Source organism: Aeromonas salmonicida, from assembly GCF_028355655.1.
GTDB lineage: Bacteria > Pseudomonadota > Gammaproteobacteria > Enterobacterales > Aeromonadaceae > Aeromonas > Aeromonas salmonicida.
In genome coordinates, this window is record NZ_CP110645.1 from 4201806 (window position 1) to 4217125 (window position 15320).

At 61.7% G+C, this 15320-nt stretch carries 16 protein-coding genes; 7 read left to right on the top strand and 9 right to left on the bottom strand.

Annotated elements, in window-relative coordinates; all coding sequences use genetic code 11:
• Positions 1-329: 329 nt before the first annotated feature.
• From ONZ54_RS19550 to pncC, 3 genes are all read right to left on the bottom strand, one after another.
• The gene (locus ONZ54_RS19550) at positions 330-839 is read right to left on the bottom strand and encodes a regulatory protein RecX (protein ID WP_212541052.1); all 510 of its coding nucleotides are present in this window, start codon (positions 837-839) and stop codon (positions 330-332) included.
• Between the two features lie 35 nt (positions 840-874).
• A complete protein-coding gene (gene recA / locus ONZ54_RS19555) occupies positions 875-1936 on the bottom strand; it encodes a recombinase RecA (RefSeq protein ID WP_021139427.1) in 1062 nt (353 codons plus the stop codon).
• Between the two features lie 80 nt (positions 1937-2016).
• Positions 2017-2508, bottom strand: a complete 492-nt coding sequence (pncC, locus tag ONZ54_RS19560) for a nicotinamide-nucleotide amidase (protein WP_087757127.1) — start codon at positions 2506-2508, stop codon at positions 2017-2019.
• 201 nt (positions 2509-2709) lie between these two features.
• Between pncC and ybaK the strand changes: the two genes are divergently transcribed.
• The gene (gene ybaK, locus ONZ54_RS19565; protein WP_271786948.1) at positions 2710-3183 is read left to right on the top strand and encodes a Cys-tRNA(Pro) deacylase; all 474 of its coding nucleotides are present in this window, start codon (positions 2710-2712) and stop codon (positions 3181-3183) included.
• A 40-nt stretch (positions 3184-3223) separates the two neighbouring features.
• On the opposite strand, the gene ONZ54_RS19570 is transcribed toward ybaK, so the two are convergent.
• From ONZ54_RS19570 to ONZ54_RS19580, 3 genes are all read right to left on the bottom strand, one after another.
• Entirely contained in the window at positions 3224-3964 is a 741-nt protein-coding gene (locus tag ONZ54_RS19570) for a GNAT family N-acetyltransferase (protein ID WP_271786949.1), read from the bottom strand.
• On the bottom strand, positions 3954-4391 hold the full coding sequence (locus tag ONZ54_RS19575; protein ID WP_265433293.1) for a rhodanese-like domain-containing protein: 438 nt from the start codon (positions 4389-4391) through the stop codon (positions 3954-3956). Before ONZ54_RS19575 ends, ONZ54_RS19570 begins: the two co-directional genes overlap by 11 nt.
• 85 nt (positions 4392-4476) lie before the next feature.
• Positions 4477-4965 carry an OsmC family protein gene (locus tag ONZ54_RS19580; protein WP_271786950.1) on the bottom strand — a complete coding sequence of 163 codons (489 nt, stop codon included), beginning with the start codon at positions 4963-4965 and terminating at the stop codon, positions 4477-4479.
• Between the two features lie 131 nt (positions 4966-5096).
• Here ONZ54_RS19580 and pdxR point away from each other — a divergent pair, with 131 nt between their 5' ends.
• Positions 5097-6524: a MocR-like pyridoxine biosynthesis transcription factor PdxR gene (gene pdxR / locus ONZ54_RS19585; protein ID WP_271786951.1), complete on the top strand. Its 1428-nt coding sequence runs from the start codon at positions 5097-5099 to the stop codon at positions 6522-6524.
• A 109-nt stretch (positions 6525-6633) separates the two neighbouring features.
• The gene (locus ONZ54_RS19590) at positions 6634-7512 is read left to right on the top strand and encodes a hypothetical protein (protein WP_271786952.1); all 879 of its coding nucleotides are present in this window, start codon (positions 6634-6636) and stop codon (positions 7510-7512) included.
• Between the two features lie 8 nt (positions 7513-7520).
• Here the strand turns inward: ONZ54_RS19590 and ONZ54_RS19595 are convergent, their stop codons facing one another.
• The gene (locus ONZ54_RS19595; protein WP_155603586.1) at positions 7521-8396 is read right to left on the bottom strand and encodes a LysR family transcriptional regulator; all 876 of its coding nucleotides are present in this window, start codon (positions 8394-8396) and stop codon (positions 7521-7523) included.
• A 126-nt stretch (positions 8397-8522) separates the two neighbouring features.
• Here ONZ54_RS19595 and ONZ54_RS19600 point away from each other — a divergent pair, with 126 nt between their 5' ends.
• From ONZ54_RS19600 to ONZ54_RS19615, 4 genes are all read left to right on the top strand, one after another.
• Positions 8523-8924: a CidA/LrgA family protein gene (locus ONZ54_RS19600; RefSeq protein ID WP_017412989.1), complete on the top strand. Its 402-nt coding sequence runs from the start codon at positions 8523-8525 to the stop codon at positions 8922-8924.
• Positions 8917-9606, top strand: coding sequence for an LrgB family protein (locus tag ONZ54_RS19605; protein ID WP_005315798.1), 690 nt, complete (start codon positions 8917-8919; stop codon positions 9604-9606). The genes ONZ54_RS19600 and ONZ54_RS19605 overlap by 8 nt, the downstream gene beginning before the upstream one ends.
• 58 nt (positions 9607-9664) lie before the next feature.
• Positions 9665-10579, top strand: coding sequence for a hypothetical protein (locus tag ONZ54_RS19610; protein WP_271786953.1), 915 nt, complete (start codon positions 9665-9667; stop codon positions 10577-10579).
• Positions 10580-10656: 77 nt separating this feature from the next.
• On the top strand, positions 10657-11541 hold the full coding sequence (locus tag ONZ54_RS19615) for a type 2 periplasmic-binding domain-containing protein (RefSeq protein WP_265454885.1): 885 nt from the start codon (positions 10657-10659) through the stop codon (positions 11539-11541).
• Between the two features lie 152 nt (positions 11542-11693).
• Here the strand turns inward: ONZ54_RS19615 and ONZ54_RS19620 are convergent, their stop codons facing one another.
• Together ONZ54_RS19620 and metB are read right to left on the bottom strand one after the other, a co-directional pair.
• Positions 11694-14147, bottom strand: coding sequence for a bifunctional aspartate kinase/homoserine dehydrogenase II (locus ONZ54_RS19620; RefSeq protein ID WP_271786954.1), 2454 nt, complete (start codon positions 14145-14147; stop codon positions 11694-11696).
• On the bottom strand, positions 14147-15319 hold the full coding sequence (gene metB, locus ONZ54_RS19625; protein ID WP_271786955.1) for a cystathionine gamma-synthase: 1173 nt from the start codon (positions 15317-15319) through the stop codon (positions 14147-14149). Before metB ends, ONZ54_RS19620 begins: the two co-directional genes overlap by 1 nt.
• Position 15320: the final 1 nt, after the last annotated feature.

Here is a 15320-nt window from a genome sequence, read left to right on the forward strand (position 1 = left end):
AACGTGCCGGCCGGTCACGGGTGAAAAAGTGCGCATAAATGTGTGTTGGCGGGCAATGGAGGCAGACAAGCCGTTTTTGCAGAGAAAATACGGCCACACGCGAGGGAATATTCGTGGCAAAACGGGTCGGTGAGCCTACAGAAAAAAGGAACACACCCTCAATACGCGGACGTGGGCCTGCCGTTCGATCTGTGCACCGCTTGGTGGCTTGATGTGACGCGACCTGTGGCCTCATGGGCTGACAGGCGGTCACCCGGAACAATGCAGGAACAAGGCCTGTATCGGGATAATGGCGCAATCAGCACGGTTGATGGCATGCCGCTTCCAGATCAATCGTCTTGAGTTTCGCTCTCCATCATGGTCGCGATGGCATAACGGGCCTGATCCTGATTAAACCCGCGCCCTAGCAGATACTTGAGCCACTTCATCCGCAGTTTGAAGTCGCCCAGATCGCTGGCTCTGGCTCGCCGCTCAAGCAGGGCAAGAGCCAGCTCGAACCAGTCCAGTTCAGGCTGATCAAACGCGGTCTCTATCTGGCCATCGTCCAGCCCCTTGCGACGCAGCTCAAAGCGGATCTTGATGGGACCATGACCCTTGGCAGCACCAGATCGCACCGCCATGGCGCCATAACGCTCGTCATTGACCCAGTTATACCCTCGGCAGTAGTCGACGACAGCGCAGGCGACATCTTCGTTGAAGCCCTGCTGGTGCAGCCGGTTGGCCAGTTCAGACTCGGCGCTCTCGCGGCGAGCCAGACTGCGCATGGCAAAAGCGCGGGCGGCAGCAAACTGCTCTTCGAAGGAGGGTTCAGTGGGTTCGCAGTTAGGTGTATCAGTCATAAATGACAAGGCCGGGGGTTAGCCCGGCCTCACTGTTATTCGAACTCTTGTTCGCTTTCGGCTTCGAGCTCGTCGGCATCCGCCACGACCGGCTTCTCGGCCGGCGCATCACCGGATAGCAGCAACTCACGCAGTCTGGCTTCCACCTCTGCCGCCATCACCTTGTTCTCGGTGAACAGCTTCATCACGTTGGCCTTGCCCTGACCTATCTTCTCGCCGTTGTAGCTGTACCAGGCACCGGCCTTGTCGATCAGCTTGTGCTTGACGCCGAGATCCACCAGCTCACCTTCCTTGGAGATACCGACACCATAGAAAATCTGGAATTCAGCCTGCTTGAAGGGAGGCGCAACCTTGTTCTTGACCACCTTGACGCGGGTCTCGTTACCGACCACTTCGTCACCTTCCTTGATGGCGCCGATGCGGCGGATGTCCAGACGCACTGAGGCGTAGAACTTGAGCGCGTTACCACCGGTAGTGGTTTCCGGGCTGCCGAACATGACACCAATCTTCATCCGGATTTGGTTGATGAAGATACACAGGCAGTTGGCGTTCTTGATGTTGGCGGTCAGCTTGCGCAGCGCCTGGGACATCAGACGAGCCTGCAGGCCGACGTGGGAATCACCCATCTCGCCTTCGATTTCTGCTTTCGGCGTCAGAGCGGCCACCGAGTCGACGATGATGACGTCAACGGCGTTGGAGCGCACCAGCATGTCGCAGATTTCCAGCGCCTGCTCACCGGTATCCGGCTGGGAGATCAGCAGGTCATCGACGTTGACGCCCAGCTTGGCTGCATAGATGGGGTCGAGGGCGTGCTCCGCATCGATAAAGGCACAGACCTTGCCTTTCTTCTGGGCTTCCGCAATCACCTGCAGGGTGAGGGTGGTTTTACCAGAAGATTCCGGACCATAGATCTCGACGATACGGCCGCACGGCAGACCGCCGATACCCAGCGCCACGTCAAGGGAGAGGGAACCGGTAGAGATGGCTTCGATATCCATGGTCTTGCTGTCGCCCAGACGCATGATGGAGCCTTTGCCGAACTGCTTTTCAATCTGACCCAGCGCAGCCGCCAGTGCCTTCTGTTTGTTCTGATCCATGCCAATCTCCGCTGGAAATCGTGAGTAATAAGTGAAGTCGGGCTAAGTATACTGTCTATTCATACAGTATCAAGCCCAATTTATCTGAGCAGGGCCAAGAGTCCGGACAAGGCCTGTCTGACCGCCTGCTGGCGTACCTGACGCCGGTCACCGTCGAAACGGGCTAGCAGGGAGTGATGGCGGCCACCCTGTTCCGCCCAGGCGAACCAGACGGTACCGACAGGTTTGTCTTCGGTTGCACCACCCGGGCCTGCGATACCGCTGATGGCCACGCTGATGGCGGCCGACGAGTGGGCCAACGCGCCACGGGCCATCTCCAGCACCACAGCCTCGCTTACGGCCCCGTGCTGCTGCAGACTCTCGTCACTCACCCCCAGCATCTGCTGCTTGGCCTGGTTGGTATAGGTGACGAAGCCGCGATCGAACCAGCCAGAGCTGCCGGCAATGTCGGTGATGGCCGTTGCCACGCCACCGCCGGTACAGGATTCGGCGGTAGCCGCCAGCCAGCCTCGCTGGCCGAGGGCCTTGCCAAGTTCGGTGGCGAGGTGCTCTATCTCTACGTCCAGTTTCATCCCGGCTCCCTAGCTCGTTGAGGAGGCTCATTATGCGATCCTGCTGCCATCCCCCGCAACCGGAGCAGGGCAGAAGCCCGCCTTGCCCGTCTCAGCACGGCCATACTGGCAGCCTGATGTCATTCGTTCAGAACTCATCATTGCATCCATCGACTCGCGAGAGCAGACTGTTTGGCCTTGTTTTGACTCAAGGCAACCAACATGACTCCTGCCATCAACCTGCTGAAAAAGCTCAAGATACCCCACAAGCTCTACCCCTATGAGTGCGATGCTCACGACGATTTCGGCAAGCACGCCGCGACTCGGCTCGGCCTGCCGGAAGCCCAGGTGTTCAAGACCCTGATCGCCCATCATGACAAGCAGGCAGTGGTGGCCATAGTGCCTTCATCCAGCATGTGCAGTCTCAAACAGCTGGCCAAGGCCACGGGTTTGAAAAAGGTGGAGATGATGACACCGGCGGAGGCCGAGAAGCTGACCGGTTACAAGGTAGGGGGCATCAGCCCGCTGGCCCAGAAGAAATTGTTGCCAACCGTGCTCGATGACTCCGCCATGGCGTTTGACGAGATCCTGGTGAGCGGCGGCAAACGCGGCCTCTCGGTCGGGGTGGCGCCGCAAGATATGCTGACGCTGATGAATTGGATTGCGGCCCCGATTGGTGAACACCAGGGGGACTAGTCAAAAAGAGAGGCCCAGGCCGACCCTGAGCCTCTGCATATCACTCGGCTTTCCCATGACAGGCGGTGGTCAGATCGGATAACCGCAGCCGCTGCCTGCCAGCCTCATCGAAGTTCTCCTCTGCCAACCAGCGCGTGAAGCACGCCTGCAGGGCGGGCCACTCGCTGTCGATCACCGAGAACCAGGCGGTATCCCGACTGCGTCCCTTGTCTACCCTGTTCTGGCGAAATGTCCCCTCATAACTGAAACCGAGCCGCAGCGCCGCCCGCCAGGAGGGCTTGTTGAGGGCATTGCACTTCCACTCGTAGCGCCGGTAGCCGAGAGCAAAGGCGTTGGCCATCATCAGCGCCATGGCCGCCGTCGCCAGACGCGACTGTTGCAGGGCCGGCGAGAAGTGCAGCCAACCCACCTCAATGCTGCCCGCCTGGGGATCGATGCGCAGGTAGCTGGCGAGCCCCAGCGCCTTGCCGCTGTCGGCGTCCGTTTTTGCGTCCACTATGGCGTAGAACTGGGGATCAGCCTTGGCGACGCACTGTTGCAGCCAGGCCTGCATGGCCGCCTCATCGGCGAAGGGACCACTGGTGAGATAGGTCCACATGGCCCCACTGTCGGTGCCGAACGCCTGCCAGAGAGCGGGTCCGTGGCGCTCGGGATCAAGCGGCTCCAGCCGGCAGCCCCAGCCTGACAGTGGCTGATGAGGAGGAAACTCGGCCCCGCGCCAGTCGGGCAAAGGGACACCAACCGCTTGGTCAAACTCGTTCAGATGATGATCAGCAGCCACAGGTCATTCCCCCTTCCAGCAAAACGCCCGCATCCTCACCGAGGGCAACGGCAAAGCCGTCCTGACGCCACCAGTGCAGACCACCGATCAGCTCCTTGACCTGAAAGCCCAGCGCCGCCAGTTTGTAGGCCCCTTGAGTCGACCCGTTGCAGCCTATGCCATCGCAGTAGCAGACATAAACCTTGTCCCGCGCAAGGATGGCCGTCGTCGCCGGATTCATGGAGCCATGGGGGAAAGAGACGGCCCCTGGAATATGCCCCAGCCGGTAATGCTGCGCGGTTCGAGTGTCGATGACGACGATGCGCTCTTCTTTTTCCAGCAGATCGGCAGCCAGGTCCGCCGGGTCGGTGCGAAATCTCAGCTGGGCTTCGAAAAAGGCGCTGGCGTCCATCGGGCTGGCAAGACCCGTACTCAATACATGACTCATGGTGAAGCTCCTTGTGGCTAAACCCGGATCCGGGTGGTGGCGATGGTGTTGACCTGACTGATGAGGTCGGAGCCCAATACATGGCTCATAGGGAAGCCTCCCGTGGCCACAGTACGATTTGGGTGGTCACTGTGGTCCTGACGGAATTGGCGATAAAGCACTCCTCGTGGGCCTGGTGGTGCAGTTGCTCCAGCTCGGCCAGGGTCGGCTGGCGTGCGCCGCCAAACAACACCTGCGGACGCAGGGTTACCCGAGTAATCGACTGACGCCCCCGTTCATCCACCTCCATGACGCCAATCGCCTGATCCCGATAGCGGTCCACCAGATAGCCTTGCTTGGCCACCAGCCAGAGAAAGGTCAGCATGTGGCAGCTGGAGAGAGCGGCCACAAAGGCCTCCTCCGGATCGACGTGCTCGGCCACCGACCAGGGCAAGGGCACGACCTGAGGGGATGAAGAAGCGGCCACCCTGACACCGCCGTCGAATTCCCATTGATGGGCCCGACTGTAGCGCTGATCGAGGAAGGGCTCGCTGGCGCCTCGCTCCCAGCTGATGATGGCGCTGTATTCCGACATGCAGACTCCTTTCGTTGCCAATATGGTTGATCATGTTCCTTGCGCACCAATGTAACGGGATAATGGCCTTGCCACGCCGACCAATTTTGCCAATATGGGCAGACCAATTATGCCAAGCGCCGGAGATAGCCATGCCCGCCCTGCCAACCCTGTTTGCCACTCAGCAAGCTAGCGAGCTGCCGCTGCACGAGCAGCTGGTGCGCACCCTGCGCGGTGCCATCCTGGCCGGCCATCTGCCCCAGCACAGCCGGCTGCCCGCCAGCCGTATGCTGGCAGGGGATCTGGGGGTCTCCCGCAGCACGGTAGAGCTGGCTTATGGTCGGCTGGAGGCGGAAGGTTATCTGGTGCGCAAGGTGGGGGCCGGCAGCTTTGTAGCCCTGGCAGCGGTATGCCCGGCGCCACGTCCGCCCCAGTCGGCGGCCGGACTCTCCCGCCGTGGTCAGGAGATGGCCGCAGGCGGCGCCTGTCATGACACACCACAAGTCGGCACCTCGTTTGCGTCCAGTCAGCCTGACTCCCGCCTCTTCCCTCATGCGCTCTGGGGTCGGCTGATGCAGCAGCAGTGGCGTCAGCAAGGCGAACGCTGGATGAACTATGGCGACCCGCAAGGCTTGCCTGAGCTGCGGGCCGCCATCAGCAGCTATCTGGTGCAGTCCCGCGGCGTGGTGTGCGAACCGGATCAAATCCTGATCCTCACCAGTTCCCAGCAAGGGATACTGCTGGCGACCCAGCTGCTCATCGATGCCGGTGATACCGTCTGGGTAGAGGATCCCGGCTACCCCGGGGCCCGTACCGCCATGGAGAGCGCCGGTGCCAGAGTGCACCCTGTGCCAGTGGATGGGGAGGGGCTCAATGCGCAGGGAGAACACCCGACACCCCGCCTCATCTACACCACACCGGCCCACCAGTACCCCCTGGGCGTGCCCACGAGCCTCGCCCGCCGAATGGCGTTGCTGAGGGAAGCCGAGCGTCACGGCGCCTGGATCCTGGAGGACGATTACGATGGGGAATATCAGTACGATCAGCGCCCGCTGCCCGCCTTGCAGGGGCTGGATAACCAGGGGCGAGTCATCTATGTGGGGACCTTCAGCAAGGTGCTGTTCGGTTCGTTGCGACTCGCCTATCTGGTACTGCCAAGGCCGCTGATGAGTGCCTTCTGCCAGGCCAGGGCGGCCTTTGATGGCCACAGCAACCAGTTGCAGCAGGCGGTCACCGCAGATTTCATCCGTGCCGGTCACTTCGCCACCCACCTGCGCCAGAGCCGGCTCATCTACCAGAGCCGACGAGACCTGTTGCTGGCCGAGCTGGCCAGCCACTGTCCGCAGCTCACCCCCATCCACAGCGGCGCCGGGCTGCAATGCGCCGCGCTGTTGCCCGCTGGCGGCGAGACCCGCTGGACCAACCCCGCCAATGCCCGGGGCATAGGTCTGCGTCCACTCGGACAGTTCTACCTCGGCGAGCCAAATCTGGAGGGCTGGCTGCTCGGCTTTGGCGCCCTCGACAACCAGACACTGCGCCAGCTATGTCGCCAGTTGGGAAACTTGATGAAGTCATCCTGATGGCGGTGTGAACGCACTCTTCGCCGAGCAGATACGTGGCCTGCGACCGGGCAAGACCCGAAAACAGCGAACTATAATGGATGCAAGATAGCCGTTGAGCCTAGCCGAGATGTATAGACTCCTGTTTCTGACCCTCTGCCTTTTCCTCCCTTCCATTCTGATGGCAGCCACCCGTTTCACCTATATCAGCCCGGAGAGCGAACGGGATCCCCGCATGACCTATGACAGAGAGCTGCTACGGCTGGCGCTCGACAAAACCCGCGACATGTTTGGTGACTATGAGCTGGTGCCCGCCCCCATCATGACCAAGGACAGAGCGCGCATCAGCCTACAATTCAACAGCTTTACCAACCTGTTCGTCATGGACAGTTACAGCAGCAGGCGCAATGGGAAGGGGCTGGCCTATGTGCGCTTTCCCATTCATCTGGGCATCGTCAGCTACCGCATCTGCTTCGTCAGCCCCAAGCAGCAGACTGCCATAGCTGGGGTAACCGATCTGGACGGGTTGCGCCGTTTCACCTTTGGCCAGGGCAAAGGCTGGCTGGATGTGGAGATACTGCGCCATGCCGGTCTCAAGGTCGTGGAGGTGGTGAGTTACGAGATGCTGTTCAAAATGGTGGCTCGTGGCCGTTTCGATCTCTTGTGCCGCGGCGCGAGCGAATTGCGCAGCGAACAGCTTACCCACAAGGACGTTGCGAACCTGCTGGTAGACGACCATCTGCTGCTCTACTACCCGCTACCTCGGCTCTTTTACACCAACATGGCAAATGGTGATGCCCTGAAACGGGTAGAGGTCGGTCTGCACCGGGCATGGCAGGACGGATCCCTGCAAGCGCTGTGGCGCCACAGCTTCGGCCCCGCCATCGCCTTTGCCGGGCTCAAGCAGCGGCGCATGCTGCGACTGGAAAACCCCTTCCTCGAGGGGATCAACTTCGACTATCTCCCCTACTTCTACAACCCCATGACGGATAGCTTCGGCAAAGACTGAGCACGATTTCAGCCCTGCTCGCGGCAGAGCGCGAGCCAGGCTTCGGCGGTGCGGGAGAGATAGCGATCGCTCGGCCAGATCACCCCGAGCCGCCAGCTGAGTTCAGGCAAAAGCGGCCGCAGCACCAGCCCGTCCGGTGTCAGCCGCCGACAGATGGGCTCGGGCAGGAAGGCAATCCCCATGCCACTGCGCACCATGGCGGTGAGAAAGTCCCACTGGCTGCTGCGGGCTGCCACCTGGGGCACGAAGCCCGCCTGCTGGCATGCCTGCTCCAGCCGCTCGCTCAGGGTGAAGGCCTGGGTGTAAAGCAGGAAGGGTTCATCACGCAAATCCTCCAGCCGGATCTCACGGCATGCGCGCCAGCGCGGCAAGTCCGGCAGCACTACCTGAATGGGATACTGATCCAGCTCCAGCGCACTCAGGGCGCCCCCCTCCCGGGTCGGCAGCATGGTGATGGCAAGATCCAGCTCCCCCGCCAGCACAGCCTGCTCGATGCGCCGACCGCCATATTCGACGATGGAGAGCTCCACCTTGGGATAACGGCTGCGATAGGTGCGGATGAGATCCGCATAGACGTGACCCACCATGGGCGGGATGCCGAGGGCCAACCGGCCAAATTGCAGGCTCTGCAGATCGGCGAGTTCCGCCTCCAGCTGCTGCATCTCGGCCAGTATGGTCTGGGCCCGATTGAACAGCACCTGGCCGCTGTCGGTCAGGGTGAAGCGGCGCCCCTCGCGGTTGAGCAAGGGTTGGCCCAGCTCCTCCTCGATATTGCGGATCATCTTGCTGATGGTGGGCTGGGTGACGAACAGCTTCTCGGAGGCTCGGGTGAAGCTTTGCTCCCGCACCAGTTCCACAAAGTAACGCAGGGCTCGGATATCCATGGTGCTCTCTATGCTGGCTGGAACCTTGATCATGCCTCTTTGGCATGAATTTGATAATTTAAATTCATTTTTTGCAGGTTTTGCCTGTCTCTATACTGTGAGCCAGTTCACAGAAAGACACCCATCATGAAAGCCCTCTGCATTCGCTGGTTCCAGACTCCCTTTCAAATCGCCCTGCTGGCCGCCATCTGGCTGCTGGCCGATGCGGCGGTACGTACCTTCCATCTGCCGCTGCCCGCCAACCTCACCGGCATGCTGGCGCTGCTGGTCCTGATCCTGCTCGGCGTGGTCAAGACCCAGTGGTTCAGCGCCGGCGCCCGCTGGCTGCTGGCCGAGATGTTGCTGTTCTTCGTGCCGGCCGTGGTGGCCGTGGTCAACTATCAAGATCTGCTGTTGCAGGAGGGGTGGCGCATCATGCTGGTCTTGCTGATCAGCACCACTCTGGTGCTGGGCACCACGGCGCTGGTGGTGGACAGGGTCTATCGCCTCGAACTGAAGCTCGCTCGCCGGAGTCGCCGCCATGTCTGATACCCTGCTCGGCCTGCTCTGCTTCGCCCTTACCCTGCTGTTCTACTACGCCAGCAAATGGCTCTATGGTCGCAAGCGCATACTGCCCCTGATGCCGCTGCTGCTGGCGCCCACCCTGCTGGTTGCCGTGGTGCTGCTGTTTCACATCCCCTATCAGGACTACATGGCTCAATCCCACTGGCTGCTCTGGTTGCTGGGACCGGCCACCGTCGCCTTCGCCGTGCCCGTCTACGAGAACCGCCAGCTGATCCACCGGCACTGGCTCTCCCTCTCTGTCGGGGTCGTCGCCTCCGTCATCATGGCTGTGGGCAGCACAGTGCTGCTGGCGCGCTGGCTGCACCTCTCCGACATGTTGCAGCGCAGCCTGGCGATGCGCTCCATCACCACACCGTTCGCGGTGGAAGCGACCCGCGCCATCGGCGGCCAGACCGATCTCACAGCGCTGTTTGTGGTGCTGACCGGGGTGATCGGCATGGCGGTGGGGGAGAGCGTGCTCACCCTGCTCGCCATTCGCAGCCGCCTCGGCAAGGGGGCCGGTTTCGGCGCCTCGGCCCATGGCGCCGGCACCGCCAAGGCGTACCAGATGGGTAACGAGGAGGGCGTCGTCTCCAGCATGGTGATGATGATAGCGGGCATGGTGACGGTGCTGCTCGCCCCCCTGCTCGGCCGGATGTTCTGGTAGCACGGGCAAACAGGCTGGGCACACTACACTCAAACAAGTGTGTGTCTGGAAACATCGCATGATCCGTTATGGCCTGTTCCCGTTCTGGTTGCTGTTTGGCAACCTGCTGCTGACCCAGCCCTTGCTGGCGGTCGAGATTTTTACGCATGCCAGCCCGGAGAGCGAACAGGACAAGCGGGCATCTTATTACCGTGACCTGCTGCAGCTGACGCTGGATAAAACCCGTGACAGCTACGGCGAGTATGAACTGCAGGCCGCGCCGCCCATGAATCGGGTACGGCTGCGGCTAGCCATACAGCAGGGAAGCTACCCCAACTTTTTTGCGGTGGATAGCCAGCGCCCGGCCAGTGAAGCCGAGTCTCTCGACTATGTTCCCTTCCCGGTAGACCTCGGCATACTGAGTTATCGGATCTGTTTTGTCAGTCCCCAGCGTCAACAGGCACTAGCCAGACTGACCCGCCTTGATGAGTTGAAAGGCTTCCTCCATGGCCAGGGGCGAGGCTGGCAGGATGTCACCATTTTGCGTCATGCAGGCATGCGAGTGCAGGAGGTCGACAACTACGAGCGCCTGTTCAAGCTGGTAGAGCGGGGCCGGATCGACCTGTTCTGCCGGGGGGCCAACGAGCTGCTTACCGAGCTGGAAACCCACAGGGATCTCACCCGCCTCACTGTCGATCAACACATAGCCCTCCACTATCCCTTCATCCACCTCTTCTATACCCACAAGGGGAACAAGCACGCCCTCAAACGCATCCAGACAGGACTGTTACTGGCCTGGCAAGATGGCTCCCTGCAGACGCTCTGGCTCAAGACCTTCAAGCCAGCCCTCGACTTTGCCAGACTGGATAAGCGACGGCTGTTCCGGTTGGACAATCCGCAACTCCGGGAGCTGGAGATTGACTACCGCGACTATACCTACGATCCGCTCAGGGGCACCTTTGGATCAGGAGGCACGAGAAACGGCGAGCCCTGACACCAGGTGACACAGACGCAGTAACACGGCCGCAGCCACTATATTCAGAAGAGTCTATTTTTCGACAGGAGGTCGTGATGATCTGGTTCTCTCTGCTTGTCCTCTTGCTGACCCTGTCAGCGCAGGCTGCCACACCGACTCTGTTCACCCACATGAGCCCGGAGAGTGAACGGGATCCCAGAGTCACCTATGACCGTGAACTGCTGCGACTGGCGCTGGAGAAGACTCGCGCCAGCCATGGTGACTTTCAATTGCGAGCCGCCCCCCCCATGACATTGGCCAGGATGTGGATCAGCCTGCGCTTCAACCACTATCCCAACCTGTTTGCCATGGACAGCTACCGCTCAGACCGTGACATGACGGGGGTCGACTATGTTCGTTTCCCCATCCATCTCGGGATCGTCAGCTACCGCATCTGCTTCGTCAGCCCCCAACAGCAGGCAGCCGTCGCCAGCGTCACCACCCTGGATCAGCTGAAGAAGTTTACTCTCGGCCAGGGCAAGGGCTGGCTCGATGTACACATCCTGAGGCAGGCAGGGTTCAAGGTGCAGGAAGTAGAAGGCTATGAGCTGCTGTTCAAGATGGTGGCACGCGGTCGCTTCGATCTCTTCTGTCGCGGGATCAACGAGTTGCCGCAGGAGAAACTGAACCACAAGGAGATCAGGGACCTGGTCATGGATGAGAGCATAGCCCTCTACTATCCCCTGCCCCGGGTCTTCTTCGCCCACAATGCCAATCGGGAGGCCATACAGAGAGTAGAGGCCGGGCTGAAAGCTGCCTGGCAAGACGGTTCATTGCAAACCCTCTGGCTCAACACCTTCAAACCTTCCCTCACCTTCGCCCACCTCGATACACGCCGCCTGTTTCGGCTTGAGAACCCCTTCATCAAGGGGATAGGCTTCAACTACCAGGCTTACTTCTACGATCCGGTCCACAGTCGGTTCGGGCCGGGCGAGCCATAGCAAGAGGGCGCCAACCGGGCGCCCTCTATTTATTTGCGGTGACAGCGCCAGATCCGAGCGCCACTTTTCCCACCTCAGCGATCTTCTCAGAGACGGACGCAGACCTGCCACAGAACGCGCTGTGTATGGCTGAGGCCGTCACTCTTCTCACCTCAGAGGCTGGTGCAGATCTGCCACAGGTCATACTGGATAGCGGCGGCCGTCACTTCACGCCCTGCCCCCGGTCCCTGTATCACCAGCGGGTTGGTACGATAGCTGTCGCTCTCGATGGCGAACACGTTGTCACAAGGCAGCAAATTGGCGAACGGGTGGTGAGGCTCCAGCGCCTCCAGCCCGACCCTGGCCTTGCCATCGTGCTCGAAGCGGGCGACGTAGCGCAGCACCTTGCCAACCCGACGCGCCCCTTCAAATGCGGTCTGGATCGGGTCATCCAGCTCTTTGAGCCTGTCCATGAACTGATCCGTGCTCACCTTGCGCAGTGTCACCGGCACCAGGTTTTCCAGTTCGATATCGGCGGAATCCAGCTCGAAACCCGCCTCCCGCGCCAGGATCAGCAGCTTGCGGCGCACATCCTGGCCGGAGAGATCCTCGCGGGGGTCCGGCTCGGTCAGGCCGTGCTGCCACGCCTCGTCCACCAGCTCGGAGAAGGGGCGAGTGCCGTCATATTGCTGGAACAACCAGGAGAGGGTGCCGGAGAAAATACCCGAGACCCCCTGAATGCGGTCGCCGCTCTGGCGCAGCATCTGGATGCTGGACTGGATCGGCAGCCCGGCGCCCACGGTGGCGTTGTAGCGCCACTGCACCTGATGATCGCGGCAGGTCTGCTTGATGCGCTGGTAGAACTCGCTCTCGGCGGCACCGGCAAACTTGTTGGCGGCGATGATGTGAATACCGAGCTGGGCAAAATCCGGGTAGTAGCGACTCACCGTCTCGCTGGCGGTCAAGTCCAGGGCTATCAGCGTATCGAAACTGTGCTGCTCCAGCTGGGTCAGCAGTTCGGGCCAGATCAGCGGTTTGGGGTTGAATTTGTCCTGCACCTTGAGGGGATCCAGCCCCTCTTCGTCCAGCTGCCCCCCTTCCGAGCTGAACACCCCGTACAGGGTCAACGCCAGATTGAGCTCATGTTCGAGCCGCGCCTTCTCGCGGGCATAGAGGGTGAGCCAGTGGCCGCCTATGTTGCCCTTGCCAAATACCACCAGCCCGACCCGGGTCGGGCGACTGAACAGGGCGCTGTGCAAGGCGATGAGCAGGGGCTCCAGCACCACCTGACGCAGCACGGCCACCAGGCTCAGGCCATCTCTGGCCACCTGCACGAACTCCAGCGGCTGATCCGCCAGCAACTGATAGAAGCGGTGACACTGCTCGGCGTTGTCGGTGACACCAGCGCCCACCAGGGCCACCAGACTGAATCCCTCTTTCTGGATGAGGCCGGTGAAGCTGCCCTGCAGCTGGAAGTCGCGCAGTATCTCGAAGGCCCCTTCCGCCACTTCCAGGGTGTAGGCCAAACGCAGTACCCGCCGATCCGGCTGACGCTGCAGGGTGAGCGGATTGAGGCGGTGGCGGGCCAGATGGGCCTCGATAGCCGCCACCGTCTGTTCATAATGGGTCTGCGGCAGCACCTTCAGCTCGATGAGGGCGATCTGGTCCACCGAGGAGACGATGCGGGCACCGCCGGAGCGCGGCGCCCGGCGCAGTATGTGGGTACAGCCCTCATCCGGGTTGTAGCTGCAGCGCAGGGTGAGACGCTGGCGACTGTCCGCCACCGGTTGCAGGGTGCGCGAATGCAGCACGGACGAACCGAGGCGAGCCAGCTCGTTTGCTTCTGCCAGACTGAGACGCTCCAGCAGGCGCGCCTCCTTCACCCGGCGCGGATCGGCGCTGTAGACACCGGCCACGTCGCTCCAGATGGTGGTGGATTCGCCATCAGCCAGGGCTGCCAAGAGGCTGGCGCTGTAGTCGGAGCCGTTGCGTCCGAGCAGCAGGGAGCGCCCCTCCATGTCGGCGGCGATGAAACCTGTCACCACGATGCGACCGGCATGTTCGGCCAGACGGGCCTTGAGCAGTTCACTGGATAGGGCCGTATCCACCTTGACCAGGGCACCATCCTCGGCACGCAGGAAGCTGCGGGCATCAAGCCAGATGGCCTTCTCACCGCGGCTGGTGAGCAGGGCGGCCAGCAGGCGCGCCGACCACACTTCGCCAAAGGCGAGCAGGCCGTTGCGGGCGAAGCGATCAAACTGCCCCTCCAGGGTCTTGGCGATCAGCTGCATGTCGTCGGCCAGCTGCTGGCTGAGATCGAGCTGCAGCTCTCCCTCCAGCAGGCCATCGATGAGGCTCTGCTGATAGGCTTGCAGCGCAGAGATGGCTTCACCGGCCGCCTCATCCCCCGCATCGGCCAGCTCCACCAGCTGGATCAAGCGATTGGTGGTCTTGCCGGCGGCGGAGACCACGATGAGCTCATCCCCGCCAACCTGCTGTTCGACGATAGCGGCGACCCGGCGATAGCAGACCGGATCCGCCAGACTGCTGCCACCGAATTTGTGTACCTGCCGCCGCTTCAACCCTGCTTGTGTTGCCACCGCTATATCTCCTTGCTGCTGTTCCATTACTTCGCCACCTGTTCTGCCAGCTGCGCCTGTTCAAAAGCCTGAGCCAGATCGGCCACCAGATCTTCACCGTGTTCAATACCCACCGACAGACGCAGCAGCTGGGCGCTGATGCCCGCCGCCTGCTGCGCCGCCGGTGTCATAGCCCTGTGGGTCATGCTGGCCGGATGGGCCACCAGACTCTCCACCCCGCCGAGAGACTCGGCTACCGAGAAGAGGGTGAGGGCCGCGAGGAAGGTGCGTAATCCCGCCTCGCTGCAATCGAGTTCAAAACTTAGCATGGCGCCGAAGCCGGACTGTTGACGGCGCGCAATATCATGGCCTGGATGGCTCTGCAGGCTGGGATGATAGATCTTTTTGACCAGCGGCTGTTGCTGCAGGAAGGCGAGAATGCGGTCCGTGTTCTCCTGATGGGCGCGCAATCTGGGAGCCAGGGTGCGCAGGCCGCGCAGGGTGAGGTAGGAGTCGAACGCGCCGGAGGTGAGTCCCAGACAGTTGGCCCACCACACCAGTGATTCAGCCAGCGCGGGATCCTTGGCAATGGCCACGCCCCCCACCACGTCGGAGTGGCCGTTGATGTACTTGGTGGTGGAGTGGACCACCAGGTCCGCACCCAGCGCCAGCGGCTGTTGCAGCAGCGGAGAGAGGAAGGTGTTGTCCACCACCACCTGGGCACCCACCTCATGGGAGGCGGCGGCGATGGCGGCGATGTCCACTACCCGCAGCAAGGGGTTGGAAGGGGTCTCCACCCACACCAGCGCCGGCTTCTGTGTCAGCGCCTCTGCCAGTGCGGCCTCATCCCCCTGATCGACAAACTGCACCCGATAGTGGCCCTTGGCAGCCAGATACTCGAACAGGCGCCAGGTACCGCCGTAACAGTCGTGAGGGGCGATCAGCAGATCCCCCGCCTTGAGCAGGGCCGTGGTCACCAGATGGATGGCCCCCATGCCGGTGCCGGTCACAACGGCGCCAGCGCCCCCTTCCAGCGCCGCAAGGGCGTCCGCCAGATTGGTACGGGTCGGGTTGCCGGAGCGGGCATAATCGTATTGACGGGGCTCGCCAAAGTCGGCAAAGGTGTAGTTGCTGGAGAGGTAAATGGGCGGCACCACGGCACCGTGCTGCGTGTCTGTTTCAATCCCGGTGCGTACCGCCAGGGTGGCCTTATGACTCATG

Excerpts from the sequence above, each read along its gene's own strand:
- ONZ54_RS19550 (WP_212541052.1), bottom strand. The coding sequence starts at position 839 with ATGACTGATACACCTAACTGCGAACCCACTGAACCCTCCTTCGAAGAG.
- recA (WP_021139427.1), bottom strand. The coding sequence starts at position 1,936 with ATGGATCAGAACAAACAGAAGGCACTGGCGGCTGCGCTGGGTCAGATT.
- pncC (WP_087757127.1), bottom strand. The coding sequence starts at position 2,508 with ATGAAACTGGACGTAGAGATAGAGCACCTCGCCACCGAACTTGGCAAG.
- ybaK (WP_271786948.1), top strand. The coding sequence starts at position 2,710 with ATGACTCCTGCCATCAACCTGCTGAAAAAGCTCAAGATACCCCACAAG.
- ONZ54_RS19575 (WP_265433293.1), bottom strand. The coding sequence starts at position 4,391 with ATGAGTCATGTATTGAGTACGGGTCTTGCCAGCCCGATGGACGCCAGC.
- ONZ54_RS19580 (WP_271786950.1), bottom strand. The coding sequence starts at position 4,965 with ATGTCGGAATACAGCGCCATCATCAGCTGGGAGCGAGGCGCCAGCGAG.
- pdxR (WP_271786951.1), top strand. The coding sequence starts at position 5,097 with ATGCCCGCCCTGCCAACCCTGTTTGCCACTCAGCAAGCTAGCGAGCTG.
- ONZ54_RS19590 (WP_271786952.1), top strand. The coding sequence starts at position 6,634 with ATGTATAGACTCCTGTTTCTGACCCTCTGCCTTTTCCTCCCTTCCATT.
- ONZ54_RS19595 (WP_155603586.1), bottom strand. The coding sequence starts at position 8,396 with ATGGATATCCGAGCCCTGCGTTACTTTGTGGAACTGGTGCGGGAGCAA.
- ONZ54_RS19600 (WP_017412989.1), top strand. The coding sequence starts at position 8,523 with ATGAAAGCCCTCTGCATTCGCTGGTTCCAGACTCCCTTTCAAATCGCC.
- ONZ54_RS19605 (WP_005315798.1), top strand. The coding sequence starts at position 8,917 with ATGTCTGATACCCTGCTCGGCCTGCTCTGCTTCGCCCTTACCCTGCTG.
- ONZ54_RS19610 (WP_271786953.1), top strand. The coding sequence starts at position 9,665 with ATGATCCGTTATGGCCTGTTCCCGTTCTGGTTGCTGTTTGGCAACCTG.
- ONZ54_RS19615 (WP_265454885.1), top strand. The coding sequence starts at position 10,657 with ATGATCTGGTTCTCTCTGCTTGTCCTCTTGCTGACCCTGTCAGCGCAG.
- ONZ54_RS19620 (WP_271786954.1), bottom strand. The coding sequence starts at position 14,147 with ATGGAACAGCAGCAAGGAGATATAGCGGTGGCAACACAAGCAGGGTTG.
- metB (WP_271786955.1), bottom strand. The coding sequence starts at position 15,319 with ATGAGTCATAAGGCCACCCTGGCGGTACGCACCGGGATTGAAACAGAC.